Origin of the sequence: Marinirhabdus gelatinilytica (assembly GCF_003353425.1) — a bacterium.
Lineage (GTDB): Bacteria > Bacteroidota > Bacteroidia > Flavobacteriales > Flavobacteriaceae > Marinirhabdus > Marinirhabdus gelatinilytica.
In genome coordinates this window covers 329,029-351,862 of record NZ_QRAO01000001.1, presented here as the reverse complement: position 1 = coordinate 351,862, position 22,834 = coordinate 329,029, and the positions used below count along the sequence as shown (strand labels likewise).

28 protein-coding genes are annotated in these 22,834 nt (G+C 41.6%); 10 read left to right on the top strand and 18 right to left on the bottom strand.

Annotated elements, in window-relative coordinates:
• The first annotated feature begins 179 nt into the window (after positions 1-179).
• The 4 genes from C8D94_RS01565 (at position 180) to C8D94_RS01550 (ending at position 2,927) form a co-directional block, all read left to right on the top strand.
• Entirely contained in the window at positions 180-482 is a 303-nt protein-coding gene (locus tag C8D94_RS01565) for a hypothetical protein (RefSeq protein WP_147278476.1), read from the top strand.
• A 90-nt stretch (positions 483-572) separates the two neighbouring features.
• Positions 573-1,775, top strand: a complete 1,203-nt coding sequence (locus C8D94_RS01560) for an NAD(P)/FAD-dependent oxidoreductase (protein ID WP_115122151.1) — start codon at positions 573-575, stop codon at positions 1,773-1,775.
• An 8-nt stretch (positions 1,776-1,783) separates the two neighbouring features.
• Positions 1,784-2,479, top strand: coding sequence for a monofunctional biosynthetic peptidoglycan transglycosylase (mtgA, locus tag C8D94_RS01555; protein ID WP_115122150.1), 696 nt, complete (start codon positions 1,784-1,786; stop codon positions 2,477-2,479).
• Positions 2,469-2,927, top strand: a complete 459-nt coding sequence (locus C8D94_RS01550; protein ID WP_115122149.1) for a 3-oxoacyl-ACP synthase — start codon at positions 2,469-2,471, stop codon at positions 2,925-2,927. Before mtgA ends, C8D94_RS01550 begins: the two co-directional genes overlap by 11 nt.
• A 39-nt stretch (positions 2,928-2,966) precedes the next feature.
• Here the strand turns inward: C8D94_RS01550 and C8D94_RS01545 are convergent, their stop codons facing one another.
• The 4 genes from C8D94_RS01545 to C8D94_RS01530 all read right to left on the bottom strand — a co-directional run bounded on the left by C8D94_RS01545 (position 2,967) and on the right by C8D94_RS01530 (position 4,196).
• Positions 2,967-3,437: a hypothetical protein gene (locus C8D94_RS01545; protein ID WP_115122148.1), complete on the bottom strand. Its 471-nt coding sequence runs from the start codon at positions 3,435-3,437 to the stop codon at positions 2,967-2,969.
• Positions 3,427-3,738 carry a DUF1499 domain-containing protein gene (locus C8D94_RS01540; protein WP_115122147.1) on the bottom strand — a complete coding sequence of 104 codons (312 nt, stop codon included), beginning with the start codon at positions 3,736-3,738 and terminating at the stop codon, positions 3,427-3,429. Before C8D94_RS01540 ends, C8D94_RS01545 begins: the two co-directional genes overlap by 11 nt.
• Positions 3,728-3,913, bottom strand: coding sequence for a hypothetical protein (locus C8D94_RS01535; RefSeq protein ID WP_147278475.1), 186 nt, complete (start codon positions 3,911-3,913; stop codon positions 3,728-3,730). Before C8D94_RS01535 ends, C8D94_RS01540 begins: the two co-directional genes overlap by 11 nt.
• Before the next feature lie 85 nt (positions 3,914-3,998).
• The gene (locus C8D94_RS01530; protein ID WP_115122145.1) at positions 3,999-4,196 is read right to left on the bottom strand and encodes a hypothetical protein; all 198 of its coding nucleotides are present in this window, start codon (positions 4,194-4,196) and stop codon (positions 3,999-4,001) included.
• A gap of 192 nt (positions 4,197-4,388) precedes the next feature.
• Here C8D94_RS01530 and C8D94_RS01525 point away from each other — a divergent pair, with 192 nt between their 5' ends.
• Positions 4,389-5,384 (top strand): NADP-dependent oxidoreductase, encoded by a 996-nt coding sequence (locus tag C8D94_RS01525; protein WP_115122144.1) that lies wholly within the window; start codon positions 4,389-4,391, stop codon positions 5,382-5,384.
• Positions 5,385-5,450: 66 nt separating this feature from the next.
• On the opposite strand, the gene C8D94_RS01520 is transcribed toward C8D94_RS01525, so the two are convergent.
• The 9 genes from C8D94_RS01520 to C8D94_RS01480 all read right to left on the bottom strand — a co-directional run bounded on the left by C8D94_RS01520 (position 5,451) and on the right by C8D94_RS01480 (position 14,058).
• Positions 5,451-6,197, bottom strand: a complete 747-nt coding sequence (locus tag C8D94_RS01520; RefSeq protein WP_115122143.1) for an SDR family oxidoreductase — start codon at positions 6,195-6,197, stop codon at positions 5,451-5,453.
• Positions 6,198-6,343: 146 nt separating this feature from the next.
• Positions 6,344-7,291 carry an ABC transporter ATP-binding protein gene (locus C8D94_RS01515; RefSeq protein ID WP_115122142.1) on the bottom strand — a complete coding sequence of 316 codons (948 nt, stop codon included), beginning with the start codon at positions 7,289-7,291 and terminating at the stop codon, positions 6,344-6,346.
• A gap of 72 nt (positions 7,292-7,363) precedes the next feature.
• Entirely contained in the window at positions 7,364-9,535 is a 2,172-nt protein-coding gene (locus tag C8D94_RS01510) for a prolyl oligopeptidase family serine peptidase (RefSeq protein WP_115122141.1), read from the bottom strand.
• A 79-nt stretch (positions 9,536-9,614) separates the two neighbouring features.
• Positions 9,615-9,992: a DoxX family membrane protein gene (locus C8D94_RS01505; RefSeq protein WP_115122140.1), complete on the bottom strand. Its 378-nt coding sequence runs from the start codon at positions 9,990-9,992 to the stop codon at positions 9,615-9,617.
• Positions 9,993-10,123: 131 nt separating this feature from the next.
• Entirely contained in the window at positions 10,124-10,528 is a 405-nt protein-coding gene (locus tag C8D94_RS01500; protein WP_115122139.1) for a DoxX family membrane protein, read from the bottom strand.
• Between the two features lie 52 nt (positions 10,529-10,580).
• Positions 10,581-11,570, bottom strand: coding sequence for an aspartate-semialdehyde dehydrogenase (locus tag C8D94_RS01495; RefSeq protein ID WP_115122138.1), 990 nt, complete (start codon positions 11,568-11,570; stop codon positions 10,581-10,583).
• Positions 11,571-11,797: 227 nt separating this feature from the next.
• Entirely contained in the window at positions 11,798-12,208 is a 411-nt protein-coding gene (mscL, locus tag C8D94_RS01490) for a large conductance mechanosensitive channel protein MscL (protein ID WP_115122137.1), read from the bottom strand.
• 81 nt (positions 12,209-12,289) lie between these two features.
• Positions 12,290-13,399, bottom strand: coding sequence for an alanine racemase (alr, locus tag C8D94_RS01485; RefSeq protein WP_115122136.1), 1,110 nt, complete (start codon positions 13,397-13,399; stop codon positions 12,290-12,292).
• 2 nt (positions 13,400-13,401) lie between these two features.
• Complete coding sequence (locus tag C8D94_RS01480; RefSeq protein ID WP_115122135.1) at positions 13,402-14,058, bottom strand: thymidine kinase; 657 nt, start codon at positions 14,056-14,058, stop codon at positions 13,402-13,404.
• A gap of 113 nt (positions 14,059-14,171) precedes the next feature.
• Here C8D94_RS01480 and C8D94_RS01475 point away from each other — a divergent pair, with 113 nt between their 5' ends.
• From C8D94_RS01475 to C8D94_RS01465, 3 genes are read left to right on the top strand one after another with little or no spacing between them, the layout of a single operon-like run.
• Positions 14,172-14,981 carry a hypothetical protein gene (locus tag C8D94_RS01475; protein WP_115122134.1) on the top strand — a complete coding sequence of 270 codons (810 nt, stop codon included), beginning with the start codon at positions 14,172-14,174 and terminating at the stop codon, positions 14,979-14,981.
• Between the two features lie 37 nt (positions 14,982-15,018).
• Complete coding sequence (gene rsmI / locus C8D94_RS01470; protein ID WP_115122133.1) at positions 15,019-15,696, top strand: 16S rRNA (cytidine(1402)-2'-O)-methyltransferase; 678 nt, start codon at positions 15,019-15,021, stop codon at positions 15,694-15,696.
• Positions 15,693-16,262 carry a uracil-DNA glycosylase family protein gene (locus tag C8D94_RS01465; protein WP_115122132.1) on the top strand — a complete coding sequence of 190 codons (570 nt, stop codon included), beginning with the start codon at positions 15,693-15,695 and terminating at the stop codon, positions 16,260-16,262. Before rsmI ends, C8D94_RS01465 begins: the two co-directional genes overlap by 4 nt.
• 105 nt (positions 16,263-16,367) lie before the next feature.
• Here the strand turns inward: C8D94_RS01465 and C8D94_RS01460 are convergent, their stop codons facing one another.
• Together C8D94_RS01460 and C8D94_RS01455 are read right to left on the bottom strand one after the other, a co-directional pair.
• On the bottom strand, positions 16,368-16,958 hold the full coding sequence (locus tag C8D94_RS01460; RefSeq protein WP_115122131.1) for a carboxymuconolactone decarboxylase family protein: 591 nt from the start codon (positions 16,956-16,958) through the stop codon (positions 16,368-16,370).
• A 254-nt stretch (positions 16,959-17,212) separates the two neighbouring features.
• Positions 17,213-18,715 (bottom strand): T9SS type A sorting domain-containing protein, encoded by a 1,503-nt coding sequence (locus tag C8D94_RS01455; RefSeq protein ID WP_115122130.1) that lies wholly within the window; start codon positions 18,713-18,715, stop codon positions 17,213-17,215.
• A gap of 143 nt (positions 18,716-18,858) precedes the next feature.
• Here C8D94_RS01455 and recJ point away from each other — a divergent pair, with 143 nt between their 5' ends.
• Positions 18,859-20,550: a single-stranded-DNA-specific exonuclease RecJ gene (gene recJ, locus C8D94_RS01450; protein ID WP_115122983.1), complete on the top strand. Its 1,692-nt coding sequence runs from the start codon at positions 18,859-18,861 to the stop codon at positions 20,548-20,550.
• Positions 20,551-20,586: 36 nt separating this feature from the next.
• Positions 20,587-21,204: a peptidoglycan-binding domain-containing protein gene (locus tag C8D94_RS01445; RefSeq protein WP_115122129.1), complete on the top strand. Its 618-nt coding sequence runs from the start codon at positions 20,587-20,589 to the stop codon at positions 21,202-21,204.
• A gap of 7 nt (positions 21,205-21,211) precedes the next feature.
• Here the strand turns inward: C8D94_RS01445 and C8D94_RS01440 are convergent, their stop codons facing one another.
• The 3 genes from C8D94_RS01440 to C8D94_RS15230 form a co-directional block, all read right to left on the bottom strand.
• Positions 21,212-21,970 carry a UDP-2,3-diacylglucosamine diphosphatase gene (locus C8D94_RS01440; protein ID WP_115122128.1) on the bottom strand — a complete coding sequence of 253 codons (759 nt, stop codon included), beginning with the start codon at positions 21,968-21,970 and terminating at the stop codon, positions 21,212-21,214.
• A 51-nt stretch (positions 21,971-22,021) separates the two neighbouring features.
• Positions 22,022-22,504: a 6-pyruvoyl trahydropterin synthase family protein gene (locus C8D94_RS01435; RefSeq protein WP_115122127.1), complete on the bottom strand. Its 483-nt coding sequence runs from the start codon at positions 22,502-22,504 to the stop codon at positions 22,022-22,024.
• A 156-nt stretch (positions 22,505-22,660) separates the two neighbouring features.
• Positions 22,661-22,804, bottom strand: a complete 144-nt coding sequence (locus tag C8D94_RS15230; protein WP_170134704.1) for a hypothetical protein — start codon at positions 22,802-22,804, stop codon at positions 22,661-22,663.
• Positions 22,805-22,834 lie beyond the last annotated feature (30 nt).

Genomic DNA, 22,834 nt, shown 5'->3' with positions numbered 1-22,834 from the left:
ATTTACACTTTAGCTTTTTATAATTTATAAGAATTTTGTCAGAGGGAAAAGCAATTTTATATGTCGCAGGAACAATCCTACTTCTTTTCGTGGGATTATATAGGTATTACGTTTCCCAGAAGCTGAAAAGAATAGCGAAAAACAGACCAAGCTTACATAAGTTTGAGTATATTAAAAAAATGGAGGCCCAAGACTTTTCATATAAAATAACCGATGAAGTATACGACGCTATACAAATGCGAATTAAAGTCGAAAATTTTGATCTATATCCTGAAGACGACCTTTTAAACCTGTTTAAAATTGATACGCTCCAAGCTGAAAATTTAATAGACAATCTTTTGGATGAACTGGATTTGGTGCCACCCAGTGAAGAAACATACAAGCAAATATTCAAAGAAAACCGTAGCATAGTCAATAGTATTTATATCTTGAAGCTGCTTCACAAATGCAAAAATAAAAGCGATACAAAGCCGGTATTGTAAGAATCTTAGCATAAAATCGGCACTCTTACAGTCTCGTTTTTTTGACCTCTCGAGTCAGTTTTAGCCACGTTTTCCCTACTTTTAAATACAATGAGAAGAAACAATCCCAGTGAGAACACCTCTCAACCCCCATCGAGGGAGAAACATAACCTGTCCTATTGGGAACAAAATACATGGCTCTCCAACATAGATGTTGCGATTATTGGTAGTGGCATTGTTGGACTAAGCTGTGCTTTAGCGTTACGCCAACGATATCCACAAAAAAAAATAGTCGTCTTTGAAAAAGGAATGCTGCCCAGTGGGGCAAGTACCAAAAATGCCGGGTTTGCCTGTTTTGGAAGTATTTCTGAAATTTTAGAGGATTTAAAAACACATTCCGAAGATGAGGTTGTCCAACTCATTAAAAACAGAGTAGTAGGCTTGCAATTGCTTAGGAGAAATCTTGGCGATCTTCAATTGGACTATCAACAATTGGGAGGTCACGAAGTTTTCACTGAAAATGATACTGACTTGTTTGAAAATTGTATTGAAAATCTTTCGTACATCAATAAACTATTAGAAAATGTGTTTTTTGGCGAAAAAGAGGTGTTTTCGGTTAAAAAGGATTCATTTTCTTTTAAAAATGTTCAGAATAAGCTTGTTTTCAACAAATTTGAAGGACAGCTTGATGCGGGAAAAATGATATTAGGGCTGCTTCAAAAATGTTCAAAAAAAGGAATTTTAGTGCTGAATAACGCAGAAATTACTTCATTTTCAGCAAAAAACAATAAAATTTCTCTAGAAATGGACAATTCAGTGAAATTTTCAGCAAAAAAGCTATGCATTGCCACAAACGGCTTTGCCAAACAGTTTTTGGAGCTCCCGTTACAGCCTGCTCGCGCACAAGTTTTGATTACCCATCCCATCCCTAATTTGCATATTAAAGGCACCTTTCATCTGGACAAAGGCTACTACTATTTCAGAAATATACATAACCGAATTCTTTTTGGAGGCGGAAGAAATCTGGATTTTAAAGCAGAAGAAACATCAGATTTAGGCCTAACGGCTCTTGTACAAGAGGAACTGGAACGGCTGTTACAAACAACAATCCTCCCCAATACACCGTTTACCATAGACCAACGTTGGAGTGGCATTATGGGGGTTGGTACACAGAAAAAGCCTATTGTAAAACAAATTGAACCCAATGTGTACTGCGGGGTGCGGCTTGGCGGAATGGGCGTTGCCATTGGGAGCTCCGTTGGACAACAGTTGGCAAATTTAGTTACAATTTATTCTCCCCTTGAGGGGGGCTAGGGAGTACCATGGTTAAAAAACTCTTTAAATTCCTTTTTAAAGTATTGTTGTGGTTCATCGTGCTTACGGTACTTTGGGTGCTGCTCTATAAATATGTTCCTGTTTACTACACCCCATTAATGGCTATACGCAGCTATCAATCTGAAGGCGATTTCGAGACGAAGCACAAATGGGTCCCTATTTCAGAAATTTCAGCAGAGTTACAACTGGCCGTAATTTGTGCCGAAGACCAAAAATTTATAAAACACAACGGTTTTGATGTAGAAAACATCGAAAGAGCATACAAAAACAACAAGAAAGGCAAAAAACTGCGTGGGGCCAGTACCATTTCCCAACAAACCGCAAAGAATGTTTTTCTGTGGCCAGATAGGAGCTGGTTGCGTAAAGGGCTGGAAGCCTATTTCACTTTTTTGATTGAACTGTTGTGGGACAAAGAACGAATCTTGGAAGTATATCTTAACAGTATAGAGATGGGAGAGGGCATTTATGGAGCAGAGGCAGCTTCGGGGTATTGGTTCAACAAATCGGCAAAAAATCTTCAAAAATATGAGGCCGCCGCCATCGCTGCCATCTTGCCCAATCCAAGAAATTTTAAGGCTAACCCGCCCTCTAAGTACATTCAAGAAAGAAAAGAGTGGATTGTTGGACAGATGCGTTTTTATGGTACATTTACGCTGAAAAAACCAAAGGGAAATGACCGATAAAGAACTGAAGATAGCATTACTGGAACACTGCCAAAATACAGTAATGAAACGGTTTGAGAAAATCAAACAAACCATTGCGGGTATTGAAGAGTCCCTAGTGGAAGAATCCAAGAGCAGCGCAGGGGACAAGCATGAAACCGGTCGTGCCATGTTACAGATAGATCGTGAAAACGCAGGAAAACAATTACAGGAAATTGAAAACCTGCAAGCTTTGGTGAAGAAGATAGATATAACAAAAGCTTCAGATTATGTGCGCTTGGGAAGCTTGGTATATACTAACAACGGCACCTATTTTATGAGCATTTCTATAGGGCAAGTTACAGTTGGAAAAACCAATTATTTTTGTGTGGCGTTGCAATCTCCCATTGGGCAATTGTTAAGTGGAGCCGTAAAGGGGGACGGTTTCAGTTTTAATGGGCGGGATCTTGTGGTGAAGAGTATTTCATAGTTTCATTTCAAGTGTCAAATCCACCCAACTCCCAGAAAATCACCTAGCAGCATTGGTGGCATCATGGATTTTGCTATCCAGAACCATCGCTAAGTGTTCAGCCACCTTAAACCCCTCAACTTTATCTTCACTCTCATATGCGGTTATGTGTTTGTTTTGTTCGTAGAATAAATTTACCCTAAATATAGTAAAAGCAAGGTCTGCCTGAGCTGCGATAACCCTAGCTCTGGACTTTTTCTTGGTTTCGAATATAGAGACATATTCTATTTCTGGAAGAGGCTTCCAAACACCAACCTTTAATCCCATTACCGAATATATCTTTCTATATGCCTTTCCTTCCAAAGCTATTTCTATGCCTTCTCTAAGCGATAGTTTTAAGGCAGCCCCTAGTAATATTAGCCCGAACAACGTTCCAGAATAAAGCAGGTATATAGATAGCAGTCCAAGGATTATGGAGAAAGCTATCTTTACTTTGGAAATATGTTTTAGGTAATGTAGTTTAGGATGCATCTAGGTGTTGGAAAAATTTTTTAGCATTCTTTTTGTTTTTTCCCCAATCTATAATTTGTGTAGAGAGCTTGCAGGAGGAAGTGAAGGTTACCAAAGTACCCTGCTCATTTTCCTGAAAACGAACTAAGATATCTTCACCCCATGACCACAACGTTGTGGGAGCTTCAGCATAAAAAGCTTGGTTTGCCCCCACCCATTTCGCCATCCTAAATCCAGCTTTCATTAGGGCTTCTTGTGTTTTTTCCTTGGCTTTTTCCTTAGGGATTCCAAGCTGTACATTTGCGGTATGGCTATTTGCCATAGCTTCTCAGTTTTAGATATACTTGCTTTGTTTGTACAATTTCAGGATGGTTAAAAAATATTTTATCTTCGCTGAAATCTGCTTCCACAAGATAATGATTTCCTTTAAAATAGTGTTGGGCAACGGTAACAAAAAGTGCCGTTTTATCTACTGAAACTTTTATTTTGTGGGGCAACAACACCAGTTCTTTTTTTGAAAGAACACTTGGTCGGATCACAGGAACCTCACCAAAAAAACCTTTCTCATATACCGAAGCAGTTCTAGCATCGTGGGGTCGCTGTGATACAACTTATATCGTGCTTTTTTAGATAGGCAAACAAATTGCGACGCAAACTGTTTTTACGGAAGGTGTAAATACTGCTAAAGGGCTCGTCCAGCAATAACACCTCGGGAGCCTTTGCCTTCGCCTCTTTTATAGGAACCTTTAACTGGAACGATTTCCTATATTTATTTGCCATAGTTTTTCTTCCGTATTATAAAATATGCAATACAAGATAGACTTCAATTTAATTGGTTTCAGCAGCGCTCACTTTTGTAGATATATTACTGTTTTAAAAAGACGTTAACCTTTTCTCAAAATTGATGTAATGCACTCTTAATAGCTTTTGAAATTGTCCAGCGACTACCTAACTTTATAAAAAAGAAAAAAAATGAACAAGACCATATTATTAAAAAGCCGACCAGAAGGAACCCCAACCCTGGATAATTTTGAGTTTGCTGAAATAGACAAACCAACAGTTTCAGAAGGACAGGTGCTATTAAAAACAAAATATGTTTCTGTAGATCCCTATTTACGAGGCAGAATGCGGGATGAAAAATCCTATATTGAACCTTTTCAACTTGATGAACCCATACAAAGTGGCATTATTGCAGAAGTTGTAGCATCGGAAAACCCCGATTTTAAAACGGGGGACTACATAAACGGGATGCTGGACTGGAAAAAAATACAAACCCATAACGGGAAGGGACTTCAAAAAGTAGATCAAAGTAAAGCGCCACTGAGTGCGTATCTGGGAATCTTGGGACTCACAGGAATAACCGCCTACGTTGGCTTGCTTAAAATTGGGGAACCGAAAGAAGGTGAAACGGTCTTGGTTTCTGGTGCCTCCGGGGCAGTGGGAAGCGTGGTTGGACAAATTGCCAAGATTAAAGGCTGTAAGGTTGTAGGTATTGCAGGAAGTGATGAAAAAATAAACCTGTTGCAAGATACTTTCGGTTTTGACGAAGGTATAAACTATAATAAAACTAACACTATGCAAAAGGCAATAAAAGAAGCTTGTCCCAATGGAGTAGACATTTATTTTGATAATGTAGGCGGAGAGATTCTGGATGCAGCCATAGCCAACATGAATCGTTTTGGCCGCGTAGTTAATTGCGGGGCAATTTCGTTATACAACGAAACCGAACAGCCCACAGGACCCAGACTGGAGACTTCTTTGGTAAAAAAGAGCCTAAAAATGCAAGGATTTATAGCGCGGGATTATCAAGATGATTTCAATAAAATCGTCCCGCAACTGGCTAGCTGGCTTCAAAAAGATAAATTAACCTATGAGGAAACTATTGTAGATAGATTTGAAAATATTCCACAGGCATTTATAGACTTGTTTGATGGAAAAAACAAGGGAAAAATGGTGGTAAAGGTTTAATCATTTGGTCCTAAAACAATCCATCGGTATTCGTTCCGATGGATAGTTTATAATTTTAAGCGGTTATTATTGCTTTTGTGTTGTTGGCATGATATACACATCGTTTACATTGGTGCGTCCAGGTTGTGACAACGCATAAAAGATAGCATCTGCAATATCGTTTGGGGCTAATGGCTCCACGTCGCCCATTACATCTTGCATATCTTTCATCAATTCTTTATCGGTAATGGTTTCGGTCAATTCGGTATCTACAGCTCCTGGCTCTATGGAAGTGACGTTTATTCCATAAGTAGGCGCCAATTCTTGTCGTAAGCCTTCAGAAAACATTTTTACAGCCGATTTTGTAGCACAATAGATTGCTCCCCCAGGGAAATATTTATAGGCGGCTACTGAAGAAATATTAATAATATGTCCTTCTTTTTGTTCCATCATGGTGGGTAATACCGCCGAGACACCATTTAGCACGCCTTTTATGTTCACGTCTACCATAGTGTCCCACTCATCGGTATGAAGATTTTTTACGTATGAGAGGGGCATGAGCCCAGCATTGTTTATTAGTACATCGATAGATCCAAAGGTGTCCCTTGCTTCTTTTTGTAAGTGTTGCCAATCGTTTTTATTGGTAACGTCTCCAGTTACCACGAGGGCATTTCCACCTTCTTTTTCAATCTTACTTTTTAATTTCCTTAATCTGTCTTCACGTCTTGCGGCCAAGACCACGTTAGCTCCTTCTTTTGAAAGCTTAAGCGCAGTTGCTTCACCAATGCCGCTAGAGGCACCTGTAATAATTACAGTTTTGTTCTTTATATTCATCGTTGTTCAAGTTTATATAAAGATACGTGTAAGGAGCGGCACAAAGTGTGTTTTAGTGCCGTTTGGGAGGATTTTAACGAGTATTTTGAGCGTTTGTTAAGAAATTTAAAGCTTCGCCACGATGCTAATTTTTATTTTCTAAAGTGTCAGACCAAGGAAAGGTACACCGTTGCTCCTTTGTCAAGTTTTTCGAAGTGCTCAAAAAATACAATTCCTGAATTCCCTTCACCCAAAATGAGATAAGTCTTTCCCTTAAGATATGAAGCTTTCACCGTAGTTTTTAAGGGGGTTTTTTCTGCTGAAATTTTTAAGTGATGTGGAAACAGATGAAGCGGTTCTTCAGATAAGATACCGGCAGGAAGTGTGGAAACCTCACCATAAAAGCTTTTTTCGTATACCGAAGTTGCAGAGGCATACACCTTCTCTGGCGTGCCCAATTGGAGCATTTCCCCATGCCTTAGCACTAGCATCCTGTCTGAAAAAGACAAAGCTTCCTTAGCATCGTGGGTCGCTGTAATACAACTTATACCGTGCTCTTTTAAATAGGTGAACAAATTGCGACGCAAGCTGTTTTTGTGAAAGGTGTCAATACTGCTAAAGGGCTCGTCCAGCAATAACACCTCGGGAGCCTTTGCCAGTGCCCTGGCCAGGGATACACGTTGCTTTTGACCACCGCTCAACGTTTCTACTTTTCGCTCCTTTAAATCCAAAAGGCCTACGGTTTGCAATACTTCGGTCATTCGCTCTAGGTCTTGGGTCTTGTTCTGCCTAGTGAGGTATTCTGCTACATTTTCGGCTACCGAGGTGTAGGGCATCAAATTGTATTCCTGCGAGACCAATTTCATAAAACTATGACCGGGAATTAAACTATGGCTAGGACCAAACAGCTGTTTTTTTCCATAGAAAATCTCGCCCTTGTCTAAATTCAACAACCCATAGATTAAGTGAAGCAACGTGGATTTTCCACAACCGCTCTCACCCAATACCGAAACATGCTCTCCCTTTCCAACCCGAAAACTGATATTGGACAGGACCTTTATCCCTTTGGGGCTTTCAGGATACGCAAAAGAGTTTATGGAAATGTTTAGTGACATAATTTTGAAAAAAAACCTCAAAGGTTATTCAAGTCCTTTGAGGTTGGTAAAAAAAATTTAGTATCTAAAAAATTACTGTTGGATATCTTTATCGGTCTTGCTGGGGAGCGTTTCGTAGCCCATATTGTAAAGCGTAAAACCGAAGATATCGGCATACTGCTCTATAGTCTTGCTTACTGGAGTTCCTGCCCCATGCCCGGCATCTGTTTCAATGCGTATCAAGGTTGGATTGTCGCCACTTTGCTTGTCCTGTAGTTCTGCTGCAAATTTAAAGCTATGCGCGGGCACTACACGGTCGTCATGATCTCCTGTGGTAACAAGCGTTGCGGGATACTCTGTGCCTGCTTTCACATTGTGAACGGGCGAGTAGCCTTTTAGGTACTCGAACATCTCTTTGTTGTCGTCAGCAGTACCATAATCGTATGCCCATCCAGCTCCAGCAGTAAAGGTGTGGTAGCGTAACATATCCAATACGCCCACGGCCGGTAGCGCCACTTTCATCAAGTCGGGTCGCTGGGTCATTGTAGCGCCCACGAGCAAACCACCGTTTGAGCCACCGCGGATAGCAAGGTAGTCGCTAGAGGTGTAATTATTGGCTATCAAGTACTCGGCTGCTGCTATAAAATCGTCAAACACATTTTGTTTGTTCATTTTAGTCCCGGCATCGTGCCATTTTTTCCCGTATTCACCGCCACCGCGAAGGTTGGGAACTGCATAGATACCGCCCTGTTCCATCCATACAGCATTAGAAATGCTAAAACTTGGGGTCAAACTAATGTTGAAACCACCGTAACCATACAGAATAGTTGGGTTTTTTCCATTGAGCTCTATGCCTTTTTTGTGGGTAATGATCATGGGTACCTTAGTACCGTCTTTAGAGGTATAGAATACTTGTTTGCTTTCGTAGTTTTCAGGATTGAAATCTATTTCTGGCTTTCGGTACAGCTCACTTTTGCCGCTTTCAATATCAAATTTATAGATGCTTCCCGGTGTTACATAGTTGGTAAAGCTGTAGTACAGCTCCTTTTCTTCCTTTTTTGCTCCAAATCCGCCTGCACTACCTACGCCAGGCAATTCAATCTCTCGTACCAGATTCCCGTCATAATCATATTGCATTACCTTGCTCACGGCATCTACCATATACTCGGTAAAGAAGTAGCCACCACCCGTTCCTGGACTCAGCACATTTTCGGTCTCAGGGATAAAATCTTTCCAGTTTTCTGGAGTGGGGTTACTGGCATCTACGGTTACTATCTTTCGGTTGGGCGCATTCAGGTTGGTCACCAGGTATAGTTTGGTCCCCACGTTGTCAATGACAAACGTATCAGAATCGGTATGGTCCAGCACGGTAATGAGCTTGCTATTGGGTTTGCTCAAATCCTTTAAGAACAGTTTATTGCCGGATGTTGAGGTACTGGCCGAGATTTGTAACCATCGGTTATCTTCGGAAACACTTCCGCCCACATAGCGGTGTTTTTGGGCTTCGGTGCCACCAAATATCAATTCGTCCTTTTCCTGTGATGTTCCTAATTTATGATAATACAGTTTGTGCTGGTCTGTCTTTGCCGAGAGCTCGCTGCCCTCTGGCTTGTCATAGCTTGAGTAGTAAAAGCCTTCGTTACCTTTCCAGGCAATACCACTAAATTTTATATCCACTAGGGTATCTTCCACGATTTCCTTGGTTTCAGTGTTCATTACGAGCACTTTTCGCCAGTCGCTTCCTCCTTCAGAAACACTATAGGCGGCTGTTTTTCCGTCTTCAGAAAAATTTAAGCCACCCAAAGAGATGGTTCCATCTTCCTTAAAGGTATTAGGATCCAAGAAAATTTCGGCTGTACTGGGGTCTTCACCTGTTTTGTAGCGATAGATCACATACTGGTTCTGCAGGCCATCGTTTTTAAAGAAATAGGTGTAGTCGCCCTCCTTAAAGGGAGACCCAACTTTCTCATAGTTCCAGAGATCTGTAAGGCGCTCCTTCAATTCTTCACGAAAAGGGATGTTGTCCAGGTACCCAAAGGTGGTCTTGTTCTGGCGTTGTACCCAATCTGCTGTTTCCTCGCTCATATCGTCCTCCAGCCAGCGGTAGGGGTCTTTTACTTCGGTTCCAAAATAGTTGGTTACGGTATCTACTTTTTTGGTCTCGGGGTAGGTCACGGCAATAGTTTCGGTTTTGGTAGTTTCATTCTCGTTTTTACAGCTTATAAGTGCTAGTGTGCAAAGAACGGGTAGGATTAATTTTCTCATTTGTTTGATTGTGATAATTCAAGCCACTAAAATACTGAAAAACTGCCGTTACGCTATTTCAAAAAACGATTTTTATACTTCAATACTGAAAAAGTGGTCTATATGCCTTCCAGTATTTATAAATGAGGATAACATTAAAAGTGAAAATAACAATGGCCACGGCAATATCCGAAACATCCAAAAACAAGTGGAACAGCAGAATGTTTACCGTAAGCGGGGCTAACAGTACAAGGGCAAAGGGGACCCATTTTTTAAACAAGAGCATAAGCCCTACGGAAATTTCTATAATAGCAACAATGTAAAAAACGTATCCAGTAGTTTCGAGGGACTCCATAAAATTTGCCGCTGCGGGGGGCATTTCGAACATTTTTATAAAATTGAGGAACTTGTTTAGGCCAAAGACCAATAGCGCCAGTCCCAATACAATACGCATGATAGAGGTAAAAGTTGAATTCATAGTGAATGGTTTTGATGGTTTGTTATTTAAAGATACTAAAAAACCCGTTTCATCCAACCGGAGAAACGGGCGTAAAGTTTTTTAAATGAAATGTTTACTCCATAATCGAGATTTAAATCTCCCTAGGTGGTTTACTTGAACAATCCTTTGTATGCATCCCAGTTTATATACATTAAATAGCAGTTTGCCGCAAACACAAACAACGCTGGGCCAAGATTCATAGGATTAAAGTATACAAAAGCGTGAAACAGTACAATGTGTACGGACACAGGCATTAATAAAACCATCGCAAACGGGATCCATTTTTTTATGACCAAAAGGAATCCTGCCATAATTTCGACCAGGCCAACAGTCCCTAGCACATATCCTTTACCGCTAGGGGCTTCCCATGAATACCTAAGGGCCTCAAATAGGTGTTCGGCTTCCGGAAAACCGTCAAACTTAAAATCTGGAAGAAACCAGAAAAACTTATTGAGGCCAAACGCCAAGAGCATTAGTCCTAAACCTATACGTAGGATGGTGTGGAAAATCTTCATCTAAAAGAGTTTTTGGCTGTTACCAAAGTTTAGACGAAAAATATTTAGAGGCTTACACCAATCCCTTTTCAACCAGATATTCTGCTATTTGGATAGCATTTGTTGCCGCCCCTTTACGCAGGTTGTCACTCACGATCCACATATTGAGGGTGTTGGGCTGGGTCTCATCCCTTCTTATCCTACCCACAAACACATCGTCCTTGTCGTGGGCATAGATGGGCATGGGATATGTGTTGGTGTCTGGATTGTCTTGTACCACAATGCCAGGGGTTTGCTGCAAAAGCCTTCTTACTTCGGAAAGATTAAAATCGTTGACAAACTCTACGTTTACGGATTCGCTATGGCCGCCAGCCGTAGGTATGCGAACCGCAGTGGCAGAAACCGAGAATGTCCTGTCGTCCAATATTTTTTGGGGTTCTCGGGCCAGTTTCATTTCTTCTTTGGTGTAACCGTTGGCTTCAAAAACATCACAATGGGGCAATGCATTTTTGTGTATGGGATAAGGATAGGCCATAGGTCCACCAACGCCGGTAATTTCATTTTCCAATTGCTGTACGGCCTTTACCCCAGTCCCCGAAACCGATTGATATGTTGAAACTATCACACGCCTCATCTGGTACTTTTTGTGAAGAGGTGCCAATGCCATGACCAGTTGTATGGTGGAGCAATTTGGGTTGGCAATTATTTTATCTTCTGGGGTTAATACCGATGCGTTTATCTCCGGCACGACCAATTTTTTGGATTGGTCCATTCTCCAAGCAGAAGAGTTGTCTATAACCGTGGTGCCAATTTCAGCAAACTTAGGGGCATATTCCAGAGAGGTACTTCCCCCTGCAGAAAAGATAGCTATTTCCGGGCGAGCTGCAATAGCAGTTTCCATGGATACTATGGGCACTAATTTCTCTTTGTACAACAGTTCTCTCCCCACCGATTTTTCTGAAGCTACAGGGATAAGTTCGGTTAAGGGAAAATTACGTTCTTCCAACAATTTCAACATGACGGTTCCTACCATTCCGGTGGCACCTATTACTGCTATTTTCATACCAAGGGCCCGCAATATACGGGAAGTTTTAAAGGGTTATTTAAACGGTTCAAAAATACGGGTTTACTGTACAGGAATTCTCAAAATTATCCCAAAAAAAGACCACCCCTTCGTGAGTCGGGGTGGTTTGGTTTAACTTGAGCAGTGTAGCGGTGGCTCGATGCAATTTTGAGCTTGCTAAAGCTAACTCAAAATCACTCAGCAACCTTCACATTTAAACGTGGAGGCTATTTTTTGCGCAGCTCGTCTCTAATTTCCATAAGGATATCTTTTTCTGATGGTCCTGGATCTGGAGCAGGAGCCTCTTCTTTTTTCTTGCGCACCTTTGCGTATGCTTTTACAATCATAAACAATACAAATCCAACGATTATCAAGTTAATGATAGCGTTTACCCATTTACCATACATAACGGCATTTTCGGGCTTTTCTACGGTTCCATCTGCAGCTACAACGGCTTCAGAGAGCACGTATTTCATATCTGCAAAATCTACTCCTCCCGCATAATGGCCTACAATGGGCATCATAATATCGGATACAAACCCATTTACTACAAGCCCTACGGCTCCCGCAAGGATTACGGCAACTGCCAAGTCTATGACGTTGCCCGTCATGATAAAATCTCTAAATTCTTTAAGCATAGTTTGGTGGTTTAATGTTAATACAACACTAAATTAGGTAAAAAGGATTTAGAAACGCAAAGTTTTGAGAAATACGCTTGTTTACTTTCGACAAACAACACGTTTTATTCGTTGAGAGATGGCCGTGAGCAATTCGTAGGGAATGGAGCCCACAGCTTCGGAAAGTTGCTGTGCGGTGGGGTTTGTCCCAAAAACAATTACTTGGTCCCCTTCGGCACAATCAATATTTGTTACGTTTACCATAAGCATGTCCATACACACATTTCCCACGATAGGTGCTTTTTGACCATGTATGGTTACCCAGCCAACACCTTTCCCGTAAGCCCTGGAAATACCATCGGCATGACCAATAGGAATGGTCGCTGTTCTTGAAGGATTTTTTGCGATAAATCCGCGGTTATACCCTACAGATTCGCCCTTTCTTACTATATGGATTTGGGAGATTACAGATTTTAAGGTAGCGACAGGTTTTAGGTTTTTGTTTTCTATATCAGAATTGCCAAAACCATACAGCCCGATACCCACCCTGACCATATCGAACTGCGCTTGCGGGTAGTTGAGTACCCCAGATGTATTGCTCTGGTGCAAGAAAAAATCGTAGGGCAGTTCTTTTTGAATATTTTCTGAAATAGTCCTAAAACTCTCAATTTGCCTTAGTGTGAATTCCTTTTCATTTGCATCTTCACTCGCAACCAAATGTGAAAAAACAGAACTTATTTTTAGGGCTTTCGTGTGTTTCAGCTTGGCCAAAACTGTTTCAGTTTCGCTTCCGCGGAACCCCAACCGGTTCAAGCCTGTATTGAACTTTAAATGCACGGGATATGCTTTTTGGTTCTTGGACCGGGCAACCTCGATAAAATGACTTAATATCCTAATGCTATAGATAGAAGGCTCCAAACAACGGTCTATTAACGCTTCAAAATTTATGGGCTGTGGGTGTAATACCAAAATAGGCGCAGTTACTCCAGCATCGCGTAAAGCAATCCCTTCTTTTACATAGGCAACTGCAAAATAATGTACCCCCAACCGTTCAAGCTCCTTGGCAATGGCGGTACTCTCACTACCATACCCAAAAGCTTTTACAACGGCCATGGTTTTAATGCCATTATGAAGTTTTGAGGTAAGATATGTATAGTTATGTGCAAGAGCGTTTAGGTCTATTTCCAGCACTGTTTCTTTAAATTGGGCCATTCTTAACCTTGCTTTTTGGCCTCTTGGCCTTGTTTGGGGACTATTTGTTCTGGATCCTGCACCTCCATTTTTCTTACTTTTTCCCTTAATACGGCTTTATAGTAGGCAGCACGACTCAATGGTTCATATTCTTCGGTCTCACCCAATAGTACGAGGTTGTCGTCGTTGGATTTTCTGAAGCTATAATGTGCAAGGTTTCCGGTGCGAGGACATACCGCATGTACTTTGGTAACATACTCTGCCGTAGCCATGAGTGCAGGCATGGGGCCAAAGGGGTTGCCTTTATAATCCATATCCAGCCCGGCAACGATTACACGTACGCCACGGTTTGCAAGATCGTTGCACACCTTTACTATTTCATCGTCAAAAAACTGGGCCTCATCGATGCCCACTACATCACAATTATCTGCCAAGATGGGTATGTTTGCCGCAGCGGGAACGGGTGTGGAACGTATCTGGTTGCTATCGTGCGAGACCACGTGGTCTTCTTCGTAACGGGTATCTACGGTAGGCTTAAAAATCTCGACCTTTTGCCTGGCAAATTGTGCACGCTTCAATCGGCGTATGAGTTCTTCGGTCTTACCAGAAAACATAGAGCCACAGATCACCTCGATCCAGCCAAATTGCTCTTTTTGATTTACGGTATTTTCGAGAAACATAGGGTGTTTTTTAGAATAAAACGGAAATTCTTGACGTTTACATATAGGATGCGTAAATTTAACAAAACAAAGTAGACCCCATCCCTTAGGAACTAAAAAAGTTATTGATACAGATGAAAAAAAAGTTGCAACAAGACCTACAAGATTTGGCAAAAGAAATCCTTCAAGAACAGTGCCCAAGCACTGTCCAACTAAAAAAGAAGGTTGCTGCTATATATGAAAAACTGACGATTTTGGAACATTTGGAGCAACAAATCGAGGGAGAGACAACGGTTCCCAGCAAGAATGAAATTGAATCTTTTGACAGCAAGAGCTACAAAGAACAAAATTGGTTTACCGAACCGGAACCCATCCCACAACCACAACATAAAGAAGATCTGGTAGAACCGCTTATTGAAAAAATAAAGGATCTTGTAGCCCAGATGCCTGCCGAGTCTCAACAAGTAGACAAAATCTTGGAAGAAGTGCTTCCCAAGAAAAAATACATGAAAAATGACCTCGAAGAGTTTGCCAGCACCTACCAGCAAACCCCAACTTTTGAAAGAAAGACTACAACAGAGAAAGCTCCAAAAGCCGAAAAAAAGTTTGAAGAACGCCAACCTGCAAAGGGTGTTCCCGTACCAGAAAACAAAAAACGCTTGATAGACGATCTAGGGATGAGCGAAAAGCCGAAATCCATTAACGATCAGGTAGCGAGCGGGATGAATATTGGTTTGAACGATCGTCTTGCCTATGTAAAGCATCTTTTTAATGGTAATACCGAGGACTATACCCGTGTCCTTTCACAAATAAACACCATAGAGACTTTTGAAGAGGCCCAAACCTTTATAAAGACCAAGGTAAAACCAGACTATAACTTCTGGGCAGAGAAACAAGAGTACGAGGACAGGTTCATGGCGTTGGTTGAGAAAAAATTTAATTAGTGCTTTACTTGGCAGTCAATATTTTAAATAAATTCTAGTGTCCAAACTCTACCTAGTTCCTACGCCCATTGGCAATTTAAAGGATATTACCTTTCGTGCTATTGAAGTTTTGAGGGTAGCAGACCTTATCCTTGCTGAAGATACCCGGACCAGCGGAAAGCTCTTAAAACATTACGACATAGCGACACCTATGCAATCCCACCACATGCACAACGAGCACAAAACGGTTGAAGGTATCGTAAAACGCATTGAAGCAGGCCAAACCATTGCCCTTATAAGCGATGCCGGTACGCCAGCCATTAGTGACCCAGGATTTTTACTTACCCGAGCCTGTGTACAAGCAGGCATAGAAGTAGATTGCCTCCCGGGTGCCACGGCCTTTGTTCCTGCTTTGGTAAACAGCGGTTTGCCCAACGATAAGTTTGTTTTTGAGGGGTTTTTGCCCGTAAAAAAAGGTAGGCAAACACGCCTACAATTGTTGGCACAAGAAACTCGAACCATGATTTTTTACGAATCACCCCACAAACTGGTAAAAACATTGGGGCATTTTATGGAATATTTTGGTGAAGATAGGAAGGTGTCGGTATCACGTGAAATTACCAAACTACATGAAGAAACCATTCGCGGGACCATTGCTGAGGTTTTGGAATATTATAGGGCACATCCGCCTAAAGGAGAGCTGGTTGTTGTGTTGGAAGGAAACAATACAAGATGAAGCAACTCCTTTCAGAAATAAGAGACTGTTCGGTTTGCAAGAGTCATTTGCTACTAGGTCCCAGACCCATTATTGAAGCCAGCCCGAACTCTAAAATAATTCTTATAAGTCAAGCCCCAGGACGTATTGTACACGAGAGTGGAAAGGCCTGGGCAGACCAGAGTGGTAAGAAATTGAGGGAGTGGCTAGGTGTGGATGAGGCTACCTTTTATAATACTGAAAACTTTGCGATACTACCCATGGGGTTTTGTTATCCGGGAAAAGCAAAAACAGGTGATCTACCCCCAAGAAAAGAGTGCGCCCCGCTATGGCATGACCGTGTATTGGAAAAAATGAGGAATGTACAGCTTACCTTGTTCATTGGCAGCTACGCAACCGCCTACTACCTGCCTCATGAAAATAGAAATTTGACCTCTAAAGTTGAGAACTATGAGGAGTATCTCCCAAACGTTTGGCCGCTCCCGCACCCTTCACCCGTAAACAGGTTTTGGAGGGCAAAAAACCCTTGGTTTGAAGGAAATGTAGTGCCGCTGTTACAACAAAAAGTTGCGGAGATTTTATTATGACCAAGTCCCTCACCCCAGCCCTCTAACGCTGAGAGTTAGAACTAATTGCACATTTGAGATTATAGCGCGGTTTTCAAACTTCGATTTCAGTTTAAGTTTCTATTTCTACTCGTGTTTCCCTTTTTCCCAACCGTGTTTTCCTAAATACTGCTCACCGCTCTCCACGGCACCCTCTTCAATGCTGGTGCCCATACTGTCGTTCCAGCGGTTTAGGTATCCGAAAAGTGAGATCACACCCAGCATTTCAACGATGTCGCCCTCGTTCCAATGTTCATAGAGGCGTTCTTTAATCTCCTCGTCCACTGCGTTGGGTACTTGGCTGGCGGCCAGTGAAAAGTCCAGTGCTGCACGTTCTGCCTCGTTAAAGGAGGGATGGGTGCGGTATTCCCAAATGTTGTCCAACTGTTCCTGCTCTGCTCCGTAGCGTTCAGCAGCGCGAATGGCATGGGCTTGGCAGTAGCGACATCCCGTAGCATTACTACTTACCCAAGCAATCATTCTTTTTAGAGCAGAGGTAACATTACCTTCGTTTGCCATGACAGCTTTATTGAGGTTTATAAAGGCACGGCTTATAGCGGGCCTACGTTGCATGGTTAGCACACTGTTGGGGCAAAAACCAAGGGTCTCGTTAAAGAATTCGGCTAGCTCCTGTGTGTTTTTATCGTGATCTGGTGAGAGGGGTGTTACTAATGGCATTTTGTATGGTATAAAGTTTTTTTGTCTTTTCTTTTGAAGAATGTGAAGATACTTAATTATGAAAAAATTCTTGTACTATTCTAGGCAATTGTAGTTTCAGCCTCCATAAAAATCTCTAGAAAGGACGGCGCAACAAACCCTAGTAGGACTATATCTTTTTATGGATTGGAGCACAAATGTGGCCTGTCCTTTAAAGATAATTCAGCCATTAAAACCAGCTAACGTATCCAGGATGTATTTCAATTAGTAAAACCTTACTTTTTAATAAGTTTTACCGTGGTTTCGGCAGTAGCTAGATAATATATTCCTGTGGCTAGACCCTCCAATGAAATAATTGGGGTTTCAGCAATCTTTCCTCTTATAACTACCCTTCCAAAGGCATCGGTTATTTGGTATGGGATATTGCGCAGAGAACATTCGGTACAAGATACCATTATAAAGTCACTAGTTGGGTTGGGAAAAACCCCAACATTACTTTTGTAGTTTTCTTCAACCCTTAAAGGGTTGTTATTCAGTCTATACACTGCAAAATCTTCAAAACCACTATACCACGGGGTACTAGATACTCCAAGGATTGCGCCATCTGGAGCCAAGCGCATTCCTACAGGAACCATATCTTGTGAAAACACACCATTGCCAGAAAAAGAGTTATCCATAAAACCATTTTCATAAAATCGAATTATCGTAACCGTAGGCCCATCAATCCCGCTAGACCCACCATAAGCTAGCAAACGGCTATTTGCTTGCCGGATAATTTTGTATGGTGCAAATTCAAAATATCCAACATCTCTAATTCCGTTGTTGGCGTAAGACAGGTCTAAATTACCATTTGATAAATATCTGGAGAAATAAGTTTCGCTTTGCCCGGTTGTGAAATAGCGTGAAATATGAATGAGAGCCATAAAACTATCATTAGGAAGTACAGTTAATGCCACTTGGGTGTATGCATCATGTGCAATACCAGGATTGGCGATACCGGCGTTACCAAACGAGGTGTCCAAGGTTCCATTTCCATTCATCTTGGCAAACTTTACTATTCGGTTCTGATTCTGAGCTAATGATGAATAGGAGATAAGAAACCCAGAATTATAGGATAGGGTTTCGTATATATTGTAAGTAAGCGAAGGATTCGTCTCAAGAACAGTGGTGGCTATTCCTCCTGTGCCAAAGGTTGTGTCCAGCGTGCCATCAGACAAATACCTGGCCATAACCAAAACAAATTCATTATTACTTTCAGTAGCGCCCAGCAGGGTAATGGTATTGTTGTTGGTGAGATGCACAAAGATTTCTTCTTCGTTATCTACGTTCAAAGTTATTGTCCCGTTGCTGCCAAAGCTAGTATCAATGGAGCCTGTAACAGTGTATTTGGTTATAATAAAATCGTTCTGGGAATTGTTCTCCTGTATTCCTGCGGCAAGTACTGTTCCATCGCCCAGGGGAAGTAATTGTGTATAATTCAGGTCATCCTGCTCTGTTACCAATACAATTCCGTTGTTGCCAAAGTTTGTATCCAACAGTCCGTTAGGAGCGTAGCGAACTATTATTTTTTCAAAGCCTATGTTAAACGATTTATGGCCGTATACCCATATAGACCCATCGGGTTGTAGTGCCATTTGTCGTGCAATATCTGCCTCTCCCTCAAAATCGGTTATGGTTATTCCGTTGTTGCCAAATGAGGTGTCATAACTTCCATCTTGTGCCAATAGTTGTGTAACCGGAAATAGGCACAGCGCAATAATAAAGTTGAAACATTTCATGTAAAACTATTTTAGAGGGGGAGTATTTAAATATACAAAAATTTACATACATTTAAATTCATCACTTAATTGGTTACCTTTACATTTCTCCCCTAAAGTTTATACCTCCATAATTCTTAATGAAGAATATGAACCTTGAACGTATGCGCTGGACCCTAAAACCAAAACCTTCCGAAGAAAAAACCACACAACTTTCCCAGACCTTAGGGGTAAATGCAATCATTGCCTCCTTGCTCATACAACGGGGGATTGAAACCTTTGAAGATGCCAAAAAGTTTTTTAGACCTTCTTTGGATGGATTGCACGACCCCTACCTTATGAAAGATATGGACAAGGCCGTACAGCGTATTGGAAAAGCTATTGCAGGAGGAGAGAATATCCTGGTATATGGCGACTACGATGTGGATGGCACCACCAGCGTTGCTCTGTTGTCGTCATACTTAAAAAGCTATTATCCCAACGTGGCCACCTATATCCCAGATCGTTATGAAGAAGGCTACGGAGTGTCGTACCAAGGGATAGATTTTGCGCATGACAACGATTTCAGTTTGATAATTGCTCTGGACTGTGGCGTAAAAGCTATTGAAAAAGTTGCCTATGCTTCAGAAAAAAATATAGATTTTATTATCTGTGACCATCACAGGCCAGGAGTTGAAATCCCAAAAGCGGTGGCAGTACTAGACCCTAAAAGGGATGATTGTGAATACCCCTATAAAGAGTTATGCGGTTGTGGTGTAGGCTTCAAGTTGATACAAGCCCTGGCAAAGAACCGAAACCAAACTATTGAAGATCTGGTACTGTATCTGGATTTGGTGGCTACTGCCATTGGGGCAGATATTGTTCCTATTACGGGAGAGAATAGGATTTTGGCATATTTCGGGCTAAAGGTGATTAATAGCAATCCGCGTACGGGTTTCAAGGCTATATTAAAACAAGTCAAGAAAACCGAACTCACCATAACCGATGTTGTCTTTATCATTGCGCCACGCATCAATGCCGCAGGAAGGATGAAACATGGCAACCACGCTGTAACCCTCCTTACCGAGACAGACATAAACAGAGCAGCTGTTTGGGCCGGTGAGATTGAAGAGTTCAATACCCAAAGACGAGATACCGATAAACTTATAACCGAGGAAGCATTATTGCAGATTTCAGAAAAAAAGGAAGAGGACCGTACGACCACCGTGGTATATAACGAAAACTGGCACAAAGGCGTGATAGGTATCGTAGCATCACGACTTACTGAGACCTACTACCGCCCCACGCTGGTGTTCACGAAAAGCGGAGAAAAACTGGCTGCCAGCGCACGTTCCGTTAGAGGGTTCGACGTGTACAATGCGCTGGAGGCCTGCCAAGAGCATATCGAGCAATTTGGGGGGCATAAATATGCTGCGGGATTGACCTTGCTCGAAGAAGATTACCAAAAATTTAAAGATGAATTTGAAAAAGTAGTCGCCCAAACCATAGACCCAAAACTCCTTAAGCCTGAACTGGAGCTAGATGCCGAAATAGACCTTGCAGATATCACCCCAAAATTCTATCGTATCTTAAAACAATTTGCACCCTTTGGCCCTGGAAACAGACGGCCAGTTTTTATGTCACAACACCTAAAGGACGTAGGCCTTGGAAAATGTGTAGGTGAGGATAAAAGCCACCTACGCGTAGTTGTTAAACAAGGTAATAGCGCTCAATTTACTGGGATAGGCTTCGGAATGGCAGCTAAGCAAGGTATAGCCTGTAAAGGACAACCCTTTAAAGCCGCCTATGTGATAGATGAAAACGAATGGCAGGGACATGTATCCCTCCAACTTCGACTAAAGGATATTAAACCTTAATTTTTTCTATCTTTAATGTAATTAACCACCCACAGCATGAAAGCCATCATCATTTTTTTACTCGCTATAATAGTTACCATAATGGGCTATAACTTTTACTATACATGGCAACGTTTCCATCCTCCAAACTATTATTACGAGGCTCCAGATGCAATACGTGAAATCTCTGCTGAAAAAGAATTGAAATTGGATTATCTAGAAGCTGTTGAAAAACTGAACGGTTACGTGATTACCCAATGGAGCGCTAACGATATAGACGTGAGAAATCCAGAAGACGATGATCATGAAACCACCACAGCCGTAACCAAGTACGCCGAACTCTTGGCAAACGTGAAATATTTTGAGGATAAACTACTGTCCAAAGAGCAACCCAACGTTGAAACTGACACAAAACCTTCCGAAGCCGAGAAAAGAAAAGACCTCATACGTAAAATGTTCTATTCCAGCCCAAGGGAAAACACCTTTAAACTGGGTGAAAAAAATGCCTTGGTCTATGAGGTACAGCGAATCTTAATTGAAAAAGGAGATACCATACGGCACGATGGCTTATATCGCTTGGAGACCCAAACCGCTCTCAAAAACTTTGAGGAAAATAACAATCTTTTTCCAGATGGAAAGTTGGACGCATTAACATTAGAAGCACTGTTGAAATAACCACCCACTAACCTTCAAAAGTCTTTAGTGCAAACTGTTGCCCATCAAACACGCCGTAGGTATACTGGGTGATCCAATCGCCTAGGTTGTAGTACTTAGAGTTTTCGCCTACTTGTATCTCCATGGAGAGATGACGATGTCCAAAAATGAAATAATCGTAATGTTTGGCCTCTAACTTTCGCTTTGCGTATTGTGCCAGCCATTCGTTTTCCTCGCCAAGGAATTTCTTGTCCTCCTCACCAGAGATCAATTTGTTCTTTATAGAGAGATACTGCGCAAGCTTCATTCCCAAAGCTGGGTGGAACCAATGGAACAACCAATTGAAAACAGGGTTCTGAAATACTTTCTTCATTCGCTTGTACCCTTTGTCTCCCGGTCCTTTTCCGTCTCCATGACCTATAAAGAACACTTTGTTGTTAAGGACAAACTCTTTAGGTTCGCGATAGGTAGGTATGTTGAGTTCCTTTTCAAAATAATCGCCCATCCATAAATCATGATTTCCCACAAAAAAATGGATTGGGATGCCACTGTCACTCAACTCTGCCAATTTACCCAATACACGTACAAACCCCTTTGGAACCACGGTCTTGTACTCAAACCAAAAATCGAAGAGATCGCCCAATAGGAATATAGCCGCTGCATCTTCCTTTATTTCGTCCAGCCAACGCACAAACTTCTTCTCGCGCGGCAAACTTTCAGCAGCATTAGGAGCGCCCAAGTGGTTGTCGCTAGAGAAGTATATTTTTTTTCCTGGAGGGATTTGCATGGTTCAAAGATACACTTCGGCTACGCTCAGTGTGCAAGGTTTTTAAATTCATTAATTAGTTTTTAGTACCCTGAGTGGGGTCGAAGGGTTGTCACTAGCATACCATTCAGCATAGCTGGTGGCTGTTTCCTGTAACTTTAAGGAGTATAGCTGGATGTTTTCTGGGAGGCGGGTCTTTATTTTTTCGGCAAAATCTATTACCATCATCTCGCTGGTGGGTTGGTAATTTACCAACAGCACGTTGTGTCCACGATTGCTCAGCTCCTTTGCCAGTTCTACGTGAGGGGTGTTTTTGTTGAATACGGTAGCATGATCAAAAACATCCACAATTTCCTCTTTTACTATTTTTTTAAGGTCGCCAAAATCTATCACCATTCCATATTTTACGTGGTTGGTGTCTGCAATCGGGGTGCCAATTACGGTTACGAACAACTTATAGCTATGCCCGTGCACGTTACGGCATTTCCCATCGTAGCCATACAGGGCGTGGCCTGTTTCAAAAGAAAAAGATTTTGTGATTCGTATATTGCTCATCTTCGGTTTTTAAATTTACTATAAACCACCACCACAACTACCAATATGGCCAAAAGCAAGAACAGTCCAGGACCGCCTAAGAATTCGATTATTTCCATAGCATAGATTTATAAAGTAAAATTACCATAATTTTATGTATAGCAAGTTTCGGGAGGTTTATTTCTTCTTTTTGTCTTTTTTATGGACGCTTCTAAAGTACATTTCTGCACGTATTTTTTTTATCAAGAATACCACGACCACTATGAGTCCGAGTACGTAAAGCCCGCCTTTTCCGTTTAGGTAGTCAAAAATTTCAGTCATAGAAACAAATTTATTTCTTTATAGTCGTTT

Coding starts and splice junctions, on each gene's coding strand:
- C8D94_RS01565 (WP_147278476.1), top strand. CDS start 180: ATGGAGGCCCAAGACTTTTCATATAAAATAACCGATGAAGTATACGAC.
- C8D94_RS01560 (WP_115122151.1), top strand. CDS start 573: ATGAGAAGAAACAATCCCAGTGAGAACACCTCTCAACCCCCATCGAGG.
- mtgA (WP_115122150.1), top strand. CDS start 1,784: ATGGTTAAAAAACTCTTTAAATTCCTTTTTAAAGTATTGTTGTGGTTC.
- C8D94_RS01550 (WP_115122149.1), top strand. CDS start 2,469: ATGACCGATAAAGAACTGAAGATAGCATTACTGGAACACTGCCAAAAT.
- C8D94_RS01545 (WP_115122148.1), bottom strand. CDS start 3,437: ATGCATCCTAAACTACATTACCTAAAACATATTTCCAAAGTAAAGATA.
- C8D94_RS01540 (WP_115122147.1), bottom strand. CDS start 3,738: ATGGCAAATAGCCATACCGCAAATGTACAGCTTGGAATCCCTAAGGAA.
- C8D94_RS01530 (WP_115122145.1), bottom strand. CDS start 4,196: ATGGCAAATAAATATAGGAAATCGTTCCAGTTAAAGGTTCCTATAAAA.
- C8D94_RS01525 (WP_115122144.1), top strand. CDS start 4,389: ATGAACAAGACCATATTATTAAAAAGCCGACCAGAAGGAACCCCAACC.
- C8D94_RS01520 (WP_115122143.1), bottom strand. CDS start 6,197: ATGAATATAAAGAACAAAACTGTAATTATTACAGGTGCCTCTAGCGGC.
- C8D94_RS01515 (WP_115122142.1), bottom strand. CDS start 7,291: ATGTCACTAAACATTTCCATAAACTCTTTTGCGTATCCTGAAAGCCCC.
- C8D94_RS01510 (WP_115122141.1), bottom strand. CDS start 9,535: ATGAGAAAATTAATCCTACCCGTTCTTTGCACACTAGCACTTATAAGC.
- C8D94_RS01505 (WP_115122140.1), bottom strand. CDS start 9,992: ATGAATTCAACTTTTACCTCTATCATGCGTATTGTATTGGGACTGGCG.
- C8D94_RS01500 (WP_115122139.1), bottom strand. CDS start 10,528: ATGAAGATTTTCCACACCATCCTACGTATAGGTTTAGGACTAATGCTC.
- C8D94_RS01495 (WP_115122138.1), bottom strand. CDS start 11,570: ATGAAAATAGCAGTAATAGGTGCCACCGGAATGGTAGGAACCGTCATG.
- mscL (WP_115122137.1), bottom strand. CDS start 12,208: ATGCTTAAAGAATTTAGAGATTTTATCATGACGGGCAACGTCATAGAC.
- alr (WP_115122136.1), bottom strand. CDS start 13,399: ATGGCCCAATTTAAAGAAACAGTGCTGGAAATAGACCTAAACGCTCTT.
- C8D94_RS01480 (WP_115122135.1), bottom strand. CDS start 14,058: ATGTTTCTCGAAAATACCGTAAATCAAAAAGAGCAATTTGGCTGGATC.
- C8D94_RS01475 (WP_115122134.1), top strand. CDS start 14,172: ATGAAAAAAAAGTTGCAACAAGACCTACAAGATTTGGCAAAAGAAATC.
- C8D94_RS01465 (WP_115122132.1), top strand. CDS start 15,693: ATGAAGCAACTCCTTTCAGAAATAAGAGACTGTTCGGTTTGCAAGAGT.
- C8D94_RS01460 (WP_115122131.1), bottom strand. CDS start 16,958: ATGCCATTAGTAACACCCCTCTCACCAGATCACGATAAAAACACACAG.
- C8D94_RS01455 (WP_115122130.1), bottom strand. CDS start 18,715: ATGAAATGTTTCAACTTTATTATTGCGCTGTGCCTATTTCCGGTTACA.
- recJ (WP_115122983.1), top strand. CDS start 18,859: ATGCGCTGGACCCTAAAACCAAAACCTTCCGAAGAAAAAACCACACAA.
- C8D94_RS01445 (WP_115122129.1), top strand. CDS start 20,587: ATGAAAGCCATCATCATTTTTTTACTCGCTATAATAGTTACCATAATG.
- C8D94_RS01440 (WP_115122128.1), bottom strand. CDS start 21,970: ATGCAAATCCCTCCAGGAAAAAAAATATACTTCTCTAGCGACAACCAC.
- C8D94_RS01435 (WP_115122127.1), bottom strand. CDS start 22,504: ATGAGCAATATACGAATCACAAAATCTTTTTCTTTTGAAACAGGCCAC.
- C8D94_RS15230 (WP_170134704.1), bottom strand. CDS start 22,804: ATGACTGAAATTTTTGACTACCTAAACGGAAAAGGCGGGCTTTACGTA.